Origin of the sequence: Ancylobacter sp. FA202 (genome assembly GCF_000380205.1) — a bacterium.
Lineage (GTDB): Bacteria > Pseudomonadota > Alphaproteobacteria > Rhizobiales > Xanthobacteraceae > Ancylobacter.
The window spans coordinates 4018485-4031341 of record NZ_KB904818.1; the positions used below are offsets into that span (position 1 = coordinate 4018485).

The window sequence follows — 12857 nt, forward strand, 5'->3', positions numbered from 1 at the left end:
ATTGGTCTCGCCGTTTCGCATTTCGGGAAAAATAAGGGCTGACAACGCATTGAAGCGTCGTCAGCCCTTGATTTTCTGGTCCGCGCCAACCTTTGGCTGCCATTGAGCCAAACTATGGCGTCAAATGCTCAACCTTTGGGTGGCACGACAACAGCTCAGCTTTCGAGCGAAACGCCAGTCTGTCGTCACGCCGCAAATCCAACACATCATGCAAATGCCGCTTCGAACCCTCGCTCACCCCTAAAAATCGGGGTGAGCGAACTTCGTGCGACGTTTGAGCGAACTATTGCGCCGTTGAGCGAGATTCAGTGACGCGTCAAGTCAACTCTCTGCCGAAGCTCAGCTGCACCCCGTCGTCGAGCCGCAGGTCTCGCACTTCAGGCAGGTCCCGTTCCTCACCATGGTGAAGTTCTGGCACTCGGGGCAGGATTCGCCCTCATAGCCCTTGGCGCGGGCCATGGCGCGGGCTTCCGCCTTGGTCGGGCCGGCGGCGGCCGGCGCCGCTGCGGGAGCGGCCCAGGGGAGGGCGTCGGTGCTGCCAAGCTCCGGCTCGTCCTCGTCCATCGGCTCGGCCTTGAGCGCGGTGGCGCCCTGGATGCCGCCGCGCAGCGCGGTGACGTTCGACGCCGCGCTGGTGGGCGCGATGGGGGTGCCGGCCGGCACCACCATCAGGCTCACATTCTTGCCGCGCATCAGCCCCTTGGAGACCATGCGCGAGGCGGCCGAGGTCGCCGAGGCCTTGCCCTCGTCCACGCCCTTGCCCAGCGCGTCGAAATTCGACTCGCCCGGCTCGACATGGCCGAGCTCGTGGCGGCCGAGATAGGACACGGCGAGCTCGCGGAAGATGTAGTCGAGGATCGAGGTGGCGTATTTGATCACCTCATTGCCCTGCACCGGGCCGGCGGGCTCGAAGCGGGTGAAGGTGAAGGCGTCGACATATTCCTCCAGCGGCACGCCGTACTGGAGGCCCAGCGACACCGAGATGGCGAAATTGTTGATGAAGGAGCGCAGCGCCGCGCCTTCCTTGTGCATGTCGATGAAGATCTCGCCGAGGCGGCCATCATCATATTCACCGGTGCGCAGATAGACCTTGTGCCCGCCGACCACTGCCTTCTGGGTGTAGCCCTTGCGGCGGTCCGGCATCTTCTCGCGGTCGCGCATGGCGATGACGCGCTCGACGATCTTCTCCACCACCTTCTCGGTGATCTGGGTGGCGCGGGCGGCGGCGGGCTTTTCCAGCAGCGCCTCGACCGCGTCTTCCTCGTCATCCTCGTCGGAGATGAGCTGCGAGTTCAGCGGCTGGGAGAGCTTGGAGCCGTCGCGGTAGAGCGCGTTGGCCTTCAGCGCGAGGCGCCAGGAGAGCAGATAGGCCTCCTTGCAGTCCTCGACCGTCGCCTCGTTCGGCATGTTGATGGTCTTGGAGATCGCGCCCGAGAGGAAGGGCTGCGCCGCCGCCATCATCAGAATGTGGCTGACCACCGAGAGATAGCGCTTGCCGATGCGCCCGCACGGATTGGCGCAGTCGAAGACGGGATAGTGCTCGGGCTTGAGGAAGGGCGCACCCTCCAGGGTCATCGCGCCGCAGACATGGATGTTCGCGGCTTCGACGTCCTTCTTGGAGAAGCCGAGGAAGGGCAGCAGCTCGAAGGCCGGATCGGCCAGCTTGTCGGCCGGCACGCCGAGCTTGGCCAGCGCCTCGTCGCCCAGGGTCCAGCGGTTGAACACGAACTTGATGTCGAAGGCCGCCTTCACGCTGCCGTCGATCTTCGACAGCATGGCGTCGTCGAAGCCCTTGGTGCGCAGGGTCGAGTGGTTGATCGCCGGCGCCTGGGTGATGGAGCCGTGGCCGACCGCATAGGCCTCGATCTCGGCGAGCTGGCTCTCGGAATAGCCGAGCGTGCGCAGCGCCTCCGGCACGGCGCGGTTGATGATCTTGAAATAGCCGCCGCCAGCCAGCTTCTTGAACTTCACCAGCGCGAAGTCGGGCTCGATGCCGGTCGTGTCGCAATCCATGACAAGGCCGATCGTGCCGGTGGGCGCGAGCAGCGTGGTCTGGGCGTTGCGGTAGCCATGCGCCTCGCCGAGCGAGAGGGCGAGGTCCCAGGTCGCCTTGGCGCGCTCGACGAGCAGCGCCTCGGGCACCTTGGCATGGTCGAGCGGCACCGGGTTGGTGCTCAGCCCTTCATAGCCCTCGCGCTCGCCATAGGCGGCGCGGCGGTGGTTGCGCATCACCCGCAGCATGTGGGCGGCGTTGGGCTGATATTCCGGGAACGGGCCGAGCTGCTTGGCCATTTCGGCCGAGGTGGCATAGGCGACGCCGGTCATGATGGCGGTGAGCGCGCCGCAATAGGCGCGGCCGGCGTCCGAATCATAGGGGATGCCGGAGGTCATCAGCAGGCCGCCAATATTGGCGTAGCCGAGGCCGAGGGTGCGGTAGTCGTAGGAGAGCTGCGCGATCTCCTTCGAGGGGAACTGCGCCATCAGGATCGAGATTTCGAGCACGACGGTCCACAGCCGGCAGGCATGCTCATAGCTCTCGACATCGAACGTGCCGTCCGCGTTGCGGAACTGCAGCAGGTTCAGCGAGGCGAGGTTGCACGCCGTGTCGTCGAGGAACATGTACTCGGAGCACGGGTTGGAGGCGCGGATCGGGCCGCCGGCCGGGCTGGTGTGCCAGTCATTGATCGTGGTGTGGAACTGGATGCCGGGATCGGCGCAGGCCCAGGCGGCGTGGCCGATCTTCTCCCACAGGTCCTGCGCCTTCAGCGTCTTCGTCACCTTGCCGGTGATGCGCGAGGTCAGGTTCCAGTCGGCATCGGCCTCGACGGCATTCAGGAAGGCGTCGTCGACGCGCACCGAATTGTTCGAGTTCTGGCCGGAGACGGTGAGATAGGCCTCGGAATCCCAATCGGTGTCGTAGATCGGGAATTCGATGTCGGTGTAGCCCTGCTTGGCGAACTGCACGACGCGGCGGATATAGTTCTCCGGCACCTGCGCCTTCTTGGCGGCGCGGATCTCGCGCTTCAGGGCGGGGTTCATCGAAGGGTCGTAGCAATCGTCGCCTTCGCCCTCGCAGTTCACGCAGGCCTTCATCACGGCCTTCATGTGCTTGGCGACGGTCTTGGAGCCGGTGACGAGAGCGGCGACCTTCTGCTCCTCCTTCACCTTCCAGTCGACATAGGTCTCGATGTCGGGGTGATCGACATCGACCACCACCATCTTGGCGGCGCGCCGGGTGGTGCCGCCGGACTTGATGGCGCCCGCCGCGCGGTCGCCGATCTTGAGGAAGCTCATCAGGCCGGAGGAGCGGCCGCCGCCGGAGAGCTTCTCGCCCTCGCCGCGCAGGGCGGAGAAGTTGGAGCCGGTGCCGGAGCCATACTTGAACAGGCGCGCCTCGCGCACCCACAGGTCCATGATGCCGCCATCGTTCACCAGATCGTCGGAGACGGACTGGATGAAGCAGGCATGCGGCTGGGGGTGCTCATAGGAGGTCGCCGAGCGGGTGAGCTGGCCGGTGACATGGTCGACATAGAAATGGCCCTGGCTGGGGCCGTCAATGCCATAGGCCCAGTGCAGGCCGGTGTTGAACCATTGCGGCGAGTTCGGCGCCGCCATCTGCATCGCCAGCATGTAGCGGTGCTCGTCGAAGAAGGCCTGCGCGTCCTCTTCCGAATCGAAATAGCCGCCCTTCCAGCCCCAATAGGTCCAGGTGCCGGCCAGACGATCGAAGACCTGGCGGGAATCGGTCTCGCCGATGAAGCGGTCCTTCTCGGCCAGGGCACCGAGCGCCTTCTCGTCGGCGACGCCGCGCCAGAGGAAGGACGGGACGGTCTCTTCCTCGGCCTTCTTCAGCCGCGCCGGTACGCCCGCCTTGCGGAAATACTTCTGCGCGATGATGTCGGTGGCGACCTGCGAGAAATGCTCGGGCACGTCGATGGCTTCGAGACGGAACACCACCGACCCGTCCGGATTGCGAATCTCGCTCGTCGCCTTGCGGAACGCGATGTCCGCATAGGGTGAACGGCCGGCCTGCGTGTAACGGCGCTGGATGCGCATTCTGGTTCGTCCCCGGTTCGGGCGGACCTGTCCGCGGCCCGCGTGTCGATCTTCAAAGCCTCGGACCTGCGTCCGCATAACCCCGTCATCCCGGAATCGAACGGCCGAATGGCCGCACCGTTCCGGTGTGTTGTTGCTACGCACGTGGCACGCACAAACGCCCGCCGGAAGGTGGTACCGGCGCTGGAGCCCGCTTCAATATGGATGATGCCGGCCCACAAAACACACGCTGCGGGCGACGGCGCCAAACTGGCCGACTCCCTGTTACGCGTCAACCTGATGTCACAAACTCTAGTGTGGAGTATGTGAAAAATCTCTAAATGTAGATGGTGATGCAACAGTCCGGCTGCCAGGGCCGAACGACAATCCGTGGGGGATTCGGCCCCTGAGTCCAGAGCCAATCGCGTCTTTCCGCGCGGGCGGTGGACAGCGGGGATGACGGGCATGGCGTGACGTTTTGGCTTTCGCCTTTGTCTCTTGGCACGCTGGCAAGGCCGCGCTGACCCACCGGCATCTGGACAGCGGCGGCGAGGGGGCTCAAATGGCAGCAACCCTGCCATCCAACCCGGCCATTGCATGACCTCCGCCCCCGTCGCGCCCCCCGCCGCCGGCGCCCTGACCTTTTTCCTGCTGGCGCTGGCGGCCGGCCTCGGCGCGGCCAATCTCTATTACGCCCAGCCGCTGATCGCGCTGATCGCCGACGATATCGGGCTTGACGAAACGCTGGCGAGCCTCGTCGTCACGGTGGGGCAGCTGGGCTACATCGTGGGCCTGCTGCTGCTGGTGCCGCTCGGCGACATTGTCGAGAACCGCCGGCTGATCGGCGCCATCCTGCTCTGCGCGGCGGCGGGGCTGGGCGTCGCCTTCGTTGCCACCGCGCCGGCGCTGTTCCTGTTGGCGGCGCTGGTGTTCGGCATCGGCTCGGTGGTGGCGCAGGTGGCGGTGCCCTTCGCCGCCCATCTCGCCCGGCCGGAAGAGCGCGGGCGCAAGGTCGGCAGCGTGGTCAGCGGGCTGATGACCGGCATCTTGCTGGCGCGGCCGGTCTCCTCGCTGCTGGCGCACTGGTTCGGCTGGCGGGCGGTGTTCCTCATCGCCGCGCTGGCGATGCTGGCGCTGGCGGTGGGACTGCGGCTCGCCTTGCCGGCACGCCGCCCGAGCGGGCGCTCCAGCTATCGCCGCCTCGTCGGCTCGCTGGGACCGCTGCTGCGGACGCAGCCGGTGCTGCGCCGGCGCGCGGCCTATCAGGCGGCGATGTTCGGCGCCTTCACCCTGTTCTGGACCGCGGCGCCGCTGGAACTCTCGTCGCCCGCCTTCGGCCTTGGCCAGCAGGGCATCGCGCTGTTCGCGCTGGCCGGAGCCGCCAGCGTCGTGGTCTCGCCGCTTGCCGGCTGGCTGGCTGACCGGGGATTCTCAAAGCTGGCGACCGGGGCGGCGCTGCTGCTGGCGATCGCCGGCCTGCTCGTCACCCAGCTCGGCGTCGCTACCTCCTCGGTGGTAGTGCTGGCGCTTGGCGCCATCGTGCTCGACTGCGCGGCGACGGCCAATCTGGTGTTCGGCCAGCGCGCCATCTTCATGCTGGCGCCGGAGATCCGCTCGCGGCTGAACGCGCTCTATATCGCCACCTTCTTCTTCGGCGGGGCGCTGGGTTCGGCGCTGGCCAGCCCGCTTTATGCGCTGGGCGGCTGGAGCGCGGTGACGGTGGCGGGCAGCGCGGTGCTGGTTCTGGCGCTGGCCTATTACGCCACCGAGTTCCGCCGACGTGGTTAAGCGCCGCGCCGGCGCGTGCGCGGCGGGACGTCGTGCGGCGGGACTTTGTGCGACTGGACTTCGGGCGGTGCGGATGGCATGTTCCGCGCGAGATTTACGGCCGGCGCAGGGACGATTTTCGTGAAGCTTTCCGACTTCATCACCGAGACCTTCACCTGGTGGAATGCCCAGACCATGGGCACGCGCTTCCACACCTGGCGGTATGGGGAGTTCGTCGGCACGGACGATTTCGGCAACCGTTATTTCCGCACCAAGGGCGGCAAGATCGACCCCGCGCTCGGCTTCGAGCGGCGCTGGGTGATCTATAACGGCGTCGCCGAGGCCACCGCCATTCCGCCGGGCTGGCACGCCTGGATGCACCAGCGCTCCGACGTGCCGCCGAGCCAGGAAACCTATGTGGCGCATGAATGGGAAAAGCCGCACCGGCCGAACCCGACCGGCACGGTCAACGCCTATCACCCGCCGGGCTCCGCCATCGGCTTCGGCCATCGCCCGGAAGTGACGGGCGACTACAAGGCCTGGACGCCCGAGTGAGGCTCGCCGCGCCGGCAGGGCAGGCGGGGCCGCGCGCGGCATTTTCGCGCCCGCCCCGACATCGCCGCATTGCCCGGCATCTTGGCCCCCTGCGCGCGCCGGAGGGCTGGTGCGCTTCGCGAGGCTTTCCGGTGCACGGCATTTCCGCCTTCCGACCCTTCCTGCGGTCCACGCTGCTTGCCGCCGTGGCGTTTGCCGCGTTCGCTTCCCCGCTCGCCGCCCAGCAGAGCTGGCAGGGCGGCGTCGAATCGCAGCCGCTGGCACCGCCCCCCGGCGTGATGGACGGGCCGGTGCAGGACCCCGATTCGCCGCCCGGCGGGGTGGGCGTGCCCTCGATCATGGACGACCCCGATGCGGGGGCGCCGCGCGCCCCGGCGCAGGCCCCGGCGGAAGTGCCGGGCCAGGCCACCGTCGGCCCCAGCGGCGATATCGAGGTGATCCAGCCGCCGGAACAGAAGGTTGAGAACCGCACGGCGGTGTTTTCCGGCCTCGACAAGATCACCGGCCGCATCACCAGCTTCGACGTGGCGATCAACGAGACGGTGCAGTTCGGCGCGCTGCGCATCACCCCGCGCGCCTGCTACACGCGGCCCGAGACCGAGCAGCAGAACACGACCGGCTTTGTCGAGATCCAGGAGATTTCGCTGGATGGCAAGGTTGAGCCGCTGTTCGGCGGCTGGATGTTCGCCTCCAGCCCCGGCCTGCACGGCGTCGAGCACCCGATCTATGATGTCTGGCTGACCGACTGCAAGCAGACCGCCCCGGTGATCGCCTCGCCCGGCGGCCAGCAGTAGAAATCACCCTCGCCCGCCTCCAGCGCCTGCGCCAGCAGGCGGTGATACTGGCGCCGCGGCACCTCGATGGCGCCGAAGCTCTTCAGATGGTCGGTGACGAACTGGGTGTCGAGCAGCACGAAGCCTCCCTTCTTCAGCCGCGCCACCAGATGCACCAGCGCCACTTTCGAGGCGTCGCGCGCGGTGTGGAACATGCTCTCGCCGAAGAAGGCGCGCCCGAGCCGCACGCCATAAAGCCCACCGACCAGCGCCCCGTCCTGCCAGGCTTCCACCGAATGGCAATGGCCGCGCGCATAGAGGTCGCAATAGAGCTTGCGGATGCGCCGGTTGATCCAGGTCGAGCCGCGCCCGTCGGCCGGGGCGGCGCAGCCGTCGATCACAGCCTCGAAGTCATGGTCGATGCGGATCTCGAACTTGTCCGAGCGGATGGTGCGGGCGAGGCGGCTGGAAATGGCGAAGCCGTCGAGCGGAATGACGCCGCGCCGTTCCGGCTCGATCCAGTAGAGGCCGGGGTCGTCGGCGCTCTCGGCCATGGGGAAGATGCCGCAGGCATAGGCCTTCAGCAGCACTTCCGGGGTGATCTCGACCTGGTGTTCGCGCGGGCGTGACATCGCGCCAGCATGACGGAGATGGGCGGCGCTGTGAAGGCGGGGGCAGGGCAAACGGCAAGCAGGAAGGGGGGCGCCGTCATGCCCGGCCTTGGGGCGGGCATCCACAATTCTACAAGGCCCCGTGTCCTAAAAACGTGAATGGCCGGGACAAGCCCGGCCATGACGTTGATCGAATGGTGATCGCGCAGGTGCCTCAGGCGCCCGGTTCGCCTTCGGCCAGAAAATGCTCCAGCCAATGGATGTCGTAGGCGCCGCGCTTGATGTCGTCATTCTCGACCAGCTCGCGGAACAGCGGCAGCGTGGTCTCGATGCCTTCCACCACGAACTCGTTCAGCGCCCGGCGCAGACGTGCCAGGCACTCCTCGCGGGTGGCGGCGTGGACGATCAGCTTGCCGATCATGCTGTCGTAATAGGGCGGGATCGAATAGCCCTGATAGACCGCCGAATCGATCCGCACGCCGAGGCCACCGGGCACATGCCAGTAGCCGATCTTGCCCGGCGAGGGCCGGAAGGTGCGCGGGTGCTCGGCGTTGACCCGGCACTCGATCGCATGGCCGTTCAGCACCACATCGTCCTGGGTGAAGCTCAACGCCTCGCCTGCCGCGACGCGGATCTGCTCGCGGATCAGGTCGAAGCCGGTGATGGCTTCCGTCACCGGATGCTCCACCTGGATGCGGGTGTTCATCTCGATGAAGTAGAACTCGCCATTCTCGTACAGGAACTCGATGGTTCCGGCGCCGAGATACTTCATGTCGCGCATCGCCTTGGCGCAGGTCTCGCCAATGCGGGCGCGCTGCTCGGCGGTGATGGTCGGGGAGGGGGCTTCCTCCAGCACCTTCTGGTGCCGGCGCTGCAGCGAGCAGTCGCGCTCGCCCAGATGCACCGCATTGCCCTTGCCGTCGCCGAAAACCTGGATTTCGATGTGGCGGGGCGTGCCGAGATATTTCTCGATATAGACCGCGTCGTCGCCGAAATTGGCCCGCGCTTCCGAACGCGCGGTGGACAGGGCGGCGGACAGCTCGTCTTCAGAGCGCGCCACCTTCATGCCACGTCCGCCACCGCCGGCAGCGGCCTTGATCAGCACGGGGTAGCCGATCTCATTGGCGACCTTGATCGCCTCGTCATCGGAGGTGACGCCGCCCTCGGAACCCGGCACGCACGGAATGCCAAGCTTCTTGGCGGTGCGCTTGGCTTCGATCTTGTCGCCCATGACGCGGATATGCTCGGGCTTGGGCCCGATGAAGGCGACGCCGTGATCGATCAGGATCTCGGCGAAGCGCGCATTCTCGGAGAGGAATCCGTAGCCCGGATGCACCGCCTCGGCGCCTGTTATCTCGCAGGCGGCGAGCAGGGCGGGAATGTTGAGGTAGCTGTCCTTGGCCGATGCCGGGCCGATGCACACGCTCTCGTCGGCCAGCTTCACATGCATGGCGTTGGCGTCGGCGGTGGAATGAACCGCCACGGTGGCGATGCCCATTTCCTTGCAGGCGCGCAGCACGCGCAGGGCGATCTCGCCGCGATTGGCAATCAGGATCTTGCCGAACATCAGGCGCGCCTCACTCGATGATCAGGAGTGGCTCGCCATATTCGACCGGCTGCGCATTCTCCACGAGGATTCGGGTCACGGTGCCGGCGCGGGGCGCGGGAATCGCGTTCATGGTCTTCATCGCCTCGACGATGAGCAGCGTCTGGCCTTCCTTCACCACCGAGCCGACATCGATGAAGTACTTGGCGCCGGGCTCCGGGCCGAGATAGGCGGTGCCCACCATCGGCGAAGTGACGAGGCCGGGATGCTTGGAGACATCGTCCACAGCCGCCGGCGCCAGCGCGGCGGGCACCGGCGCGGGGGCGGGCGCCGCCGGGGCGGGCGCAACCGCCACCGGGGCGGCGGCATAGACGGTCGGCGGGGCGCGGACGACGCGGATGCGCAAATCTTCCTGCTGCACCTCGATCTCGGTGAGGTCGCTTTCGGAGAGCAGGTTGGCGATCTCGCGCACCAGCGCGGGGTCGATGTTCGGCTTGTTGGTTTTCATCATGATCCCGTGACGGTCGCTCGCCCGTCTCCCTCAGCTGATCCTGCCACCGGCGGTGGCAAGCGCGTCGATGGCGAGCCGGTAGCCATCGATCCCCAGGCCGCAGATCACCCCACGGGCGACCGGCGAGATATAGGAATGATGGCGGAAGGCTTCGCGCGCGAAGACGTTGGACAGGTGGACTTCGACGACAATGAGGCCGACCGCCTTGATGGCGTCGGCCAGGGCGACGGACGTATGGGTGTAGGCGGCCGCGTTCAGCACCACGCCGCGCGAGCCGCGCGCTTCCTGAAGGAAGGTGACGAGCTCGCCCTCATGGTTGCTCTGGCGGAACACGAGTTGCAGCCCGTGGCGCTCGCAGGCGGCGCGGCAGGCGGCTTCGACATCGGCGAGGGTCGCACGGCCGTACACCTCCGGCTCGCGCGTGCCGAGCAGGTTGAGGTTCGGTCCGTTGAGAACATGCACCGTGTCGGGCATCGCGCCTCATTCAGCCAGCCGCCGGCGGCCCCATGCCGGGACGGCCGCGGGGTTATAGGCAATGGCTAGCCCCGCGCCAAGCCCCGCCGCGCTTTCCGCAGGATTATCCCCGGCCGGCAACACTATCAGCCGCCGGCGGGGGGATCCGTTCAGTAAAAGCTCAGCACTGGGCGGGCAGCTGGGAAATCAGCACTGGGTCTTGCCGCAGCTGCGCACCGAGGCGATGGCGCCCTTGAGCTGGTCATGGCCGACCGCGCCGACCACCACCTGGTCGCCCAGCACATAGCTCGGCGTGCCGTCAATGCCGAGCGCTTCGGCCAGCTGCAGGTCGTCCTGCAGCGTGGCGTTCACCTCGGGGTTCTCCAGCGCCTTCTCCAGCGCCGCCTTGTTGATTCCGACGGCCAGCGCGGCCTCGATCGCCTTGTCCTTGTTGACCTGCCCGCGCTCGCCGAGCAGCTTCTTGTGGAAGTCGAAATACTTGTCCGGCGCCGCCAGCCGCACCGCGACGCCGACCCGCGCGGCTTCCACCGAGCCCGGCCCGAGCACCGGGAATTCCTTGAGGATGACCTTCAGCTTCGGGTCGCCCTGGATCAGCTCGGTCAGGTCGGCCAGCGCGCGCTTGCAGTAGCCGCAATTGTAATCGAAGAACTCCACCAGCGTGACGTCGCCCTGCGGGTTGCCGACCACGATGCCGCGCGTGGTGTCGTAGATGCGCGGCTTGAGCTCGGCCACGGCGGTTTCGCGCTGCTTGGCCTCGGCGGCGGCCTGGCGCTTCTGGAGCACCATGATCGCCTCCTGGATCACCTCGGGATTGTTGACGAGATACTCGCGGATCACGCCCTCGAATTCCTTGCGCTGGGCGTCGTCCAGTGCCGAGGCGGGCGTGTGGGCCGCGCCGAGCAGCAGGCCGGCGGCTAGGCCGAGCGCGAGGGTCGCGCGGCCGGCGCGGCGGAAGAGGCTGAGGGACGACATGGGGTTCTCCAGGGGGAAGGGGGCGGGCGCGGCCATTTATGGGCCGGCTTTCTTGCTGCGGGCGTTGCGATCGACCGGCGGCTTGTAGTTGACGATGTCGTCCGCTTTCAGCCAGCCCGGCGTGCCGAGCTTGAAGCCGTTGCGGGCCCTTGTCGCCAGTTCGCGCGAGAGGCGGAAATCACCGCTCATATAGGCGGCCTGCGCCGAGGCGAGGTCGGCATTGGGAATGTCGCCCTTGCGGCCATAGGCCATGGCAAGATAGCGCCAGCCGGCCGGCGAGGACGGCTCGCGCTGCAGGCTGAAGGTCAGCTCGCGCACCGCCTCCTCCATCGAGGCCTTGTCCTCGTTGGCGACGAGCGCCTGGCCGAGCAGCATGCGGATGAGCGGGTTGCCGTCCGACAGCGCCACCGCGCGGCGCAGCGGCGGCACCGCCTCGCGCGCCCGCCCGGCCTCCAGCAGCGCCTGGCCCTTCAGCTCGTAGAAATAGGGGTTGTTCGGCTGCTCGGCGATCAGCGAATCGATCTGGTTCAGCGCGTCGGGAATGCTGCCGAAGCGGTAGCCGGAAATGGCCCGCGCGTAGCGCGCCGGCATCGAATTGTCCGAGCGCGGATAGGTGCGGCTCACCGAGTCCGGCGGCTGGGTGAAGCCGACGAGCTTCGCCCGCATCATGTCGTGCCGGGCCTGCAGGGCGGGCGAATCCTTGGCGTCGTAATAGGGGCTCTTCTTCGCCATCTCCGTCAGCAGCGCGATGCGCTCGGTGGCCATGGGGTGGCTGAGCACATAGGGGTCGATGCGCTGGCTCAGGAACATCTGGTCGTTCTGGAAGCGCTCGAACGTCGTCAGCATGCCCTTGGCCGACTGCTTGGTGGCGGTGAGGTACTTCACCGCCGCCTGGTCGGCGGAGGCTTCCTGCCCGCGCTGATAGGACAGCAGGGTGCGGCGGATGACTTCCTGCGGGGCCATGACCGCGCCGGCCGCTGCCCCGCCCATATTGGCGCCGCTCGCCGCGCCGGCCGCGACACCGCCGGCGGCCAGCAGCATGGCGACGATGGAGGCGGTCTGCGCCGTCTCCAGCTGCTGGCGCATATTGGCGAGGTGGCCGCCGGCGATATGGCCGGTCTCATGCGCCAGCACGCCGATGATCTCGTTCGGCACCTTTGACTGCTTGAGCGCGCCGGTATTGATGAAGATGCGCCGCCCGTCGGCGACGAAGGCGTTGAAACTGTCGCTGCCGACCAGCACCACCTGGATGTTCTGCTGCTGCAGCCCGGCGGCCTTGAAGATCGGGCGCGTATAGTCGCGCATCAGCGTTTCGATCTCGGCGTCGCGGATGATGCCCGGCGAGCGGCTCTGGGCCTGCGCCGGCCCGGCGGGGGCGAGAAGCGCGGCGGCGGCCAGCAGCGTGGCGCCCCGCGCCAGCCCGGCGCCAAGGCGCGCGACAAGGCGGCCGCCGGGGAGGTGGCGGGCGAGGTGCAGGCGCCGCGTGGGCGAGGGCTTGTCAAGCAGCAGGGAAGGCATCATCCATCGACACGGTGGGTTCGCGGCGAACTGACGCTGTCGGGACGGCAGGGTCAAGCCTCGGCCTCATCATCTTCTATTGAACATTCGCCGAA

At 67.3% G+C, this 12857-nt stretch carries 10 protein-coding genes; 3 read left to right on the forward strand and 7 right to left on the reverse strand.

Annotated elements, in window-relative coordinates; genetic code table 11:
• Nucleotides 1–339 precede the first annotated feature (339 nt).
• Entirely contained in the window at nt 340–4056 is a 3717-nt protein-coding gene (locus A3M1_RS0118495) for a vitamin B12-dependent ribonucleotide reductase (protein WP_018390479.1), read from the reverse strand.
• A gap of 576 nt (nt 4057–4632) precedes the next feature.
• Between A3M1_RS0118495 and A3M1_RS0118500 the strand changes: the two genes are divergently transcribed.
• The 3 genes from A3M1_RS0118500 to A3M1_RS27215 all read left to right on the forward strand — a co-directional run bounded on the left by A3M1_RS0118500 (nt 4633) and on the right by A3M1_RS27215 (nt 7151).
• On the forward strand, nt 4633–5823 hold the full coding sequence (locus A3M1_RS0118500; protein WP_018390480.1) for an MFS transporter: 1191 nt from the start codon (nt 4633–4635) through the stop codon (nt 5821–5823).
• 78 nt (nt 5824–5901) lie between these two features.
• Complete coding sequence (locus tag A3M1_RS0118505; RefSeq protein ID WP_018390481.1) at nt 5902–6357, forward strand: NADH:ubiquinone oxidoreductase subunit NDUFA12; 456 nt, start codon at nt 5902–5904, stop codon at nt 6355–6357.
• A 131-nt stretch (nt 6358–6488) separates the two neighbouring features.
• Nucleotides 6489–7151 carry a DUF2155 domain-containing protein gene (locus A3M1_RS27215; RefSeq protein WP_051087031.1) on the forward strand — a complete coding sequence of 221 codons (663 nt, stop codon included), beginning with the start codon at nt 6489–6491 and terminating at the stop codon, nt 7149–7151.
• On the opposite strand, the gene aat is transcribed toward A3M1_RS27215, so the two are convergent.
• From aat to A3M1_RS0118540, 6 genes are all read right to left on the reverse strand, one after another.
• Nucleotides 7082–7762 carry a leucyl/phenylalanyl-tRNA--protein transferase gene (gene aat / locus A3M1_RS0118515; protein WP_018390482.1) on the reverse strand — a complete coding sequence of 227 codons (681 nt, stop codon included), beginning with the start codon at nt 7760–7762 and terminating at the stop codon, nt 7082–7084. The two genes, A3M1_RS27215 and aat, sit on opposite strands and share 70 nt — an antisense overlap.
• A gap of 193 nt (nt 7763–7955) precedes the next feature.
• On the reverse strand, nt 7956–9308 hold the full coding sequence (gene accC, locus A3M1_RS0118520; RefSeq protein WP_018390483.1) for an acetyl-CoA carboxylase biotin carboxylase subunit: 1353 nt from the start codon (nt 9306–9308) through the stop codon (nt 7956–7958).
• Nucleotides 9309–9318: 10 nt separating this feature from the next.
• Nucleotides 9319–9795: an acetyl-CoA carboxylase biotin carboxyl carrier protein gene (gene accB, locus A3M1_RS0118525; RefSeq protein WP_026221388.1), complete on the reverse strand. Its 477-nt coding sequence runs from the start codon at nt 9793–9795 to the stop codon at nt 9319–9321.
• A 33-nt stretch (nt 9796–9828) separates the two neighbouring features.
• Nucleotides 9829–10272, reverse strand: a complete 444-nt coding sequence (gene aroQ, locus A3M1_RS0118530; protein WP_018390485.1) for a type II 3-dehydroquinate dehydratase — start codon at nt 10270–10272, stop codon at nt 9829–9831.
• A 186-nt stretch (nt 10273–10458) separates the two neighbouring features.
• Entirely contained in the window at nt 10459–11244 is a 786-nt protein-coding gene (locus A3M1_RS0118535; protein ID WP_018390486.1) for a DsbA family protein, read from the reverse strand.
• A 36-nt stretch (nt 11245–11280) separates the two neighbouring features.
• Nucleotides 11281–12765, reverse strand: coding sequence for a M48 family metalloprotease (locus tag A3M1_RS0118540; protein WP_018390487.1), 1485 nt, complete (start codon nt 12763–12765; stop codon nt 11281–11283).
• Between the last annotated feature and the right edge of the window lie 92 nt (nt 12766–12857).